The organism is Microbacterium sp. 18062, from assembly GCF_902706225.1.
GTDB lineage: Bacteria > Actinomycetota > Actinomycetes > Actinomycetales > Microbacteriaceae > Microbacterium.
Genome location: NZ_CACSKB010000507.1, coordinates 1 through 417 on the forward strand (window position 1 = coordinate 1; position 417 = coordinate 417).

1 pseudogene is annotated in these 417 nt (G+C 66.4%); it reads right to left on the reverse strand.

Annotation, left to right across the window (positions count from 1 at the left end):
* Nucleotides 1-417: pseudogene (locus GVL03_RS20950) on the reverse strand (DNA-directed RNA polymerase subunit beta); the annotation flags it as partial.

Genomic DNA, 417 nt, shown 5'->3' on the forward strand with positions numbered 1-417 from the left:
CTCCTTGATCGCCGCCACCACGGGGCGGATGTTGATCAGGGTCTGCGGGGTGATCGCCTCGACGTCCTGGGTGGTCATGCGCTCGCGCACGACGCGCTCCATGCGGGACAGGCCGGTGCGGATCTGGTTCTCGATCAGCTCGCCCACCGCACGGATGCGACGGTTGCCGAAGTGGTCGATGTCGTCGATCTCCACGCGCACATCCACCGGCTCGCCGTCGCGCGTGCCCTTGATGACGGTCTCGCCGGCGTGCAGCGCGGCGATGAAGTGCACCATCTGGACGATGTCGTCCTCGGTGAGCACAGACGCGTTGGGGTCGCCGAGGTGCACGTCCACGCCGAGCTTGCGGTTGAGCTTGTAGCGGCCCACCTTGGCGAGGTCGTAGCGCTTCGGGGTGAAGTACAGGTTGTTCAGCAG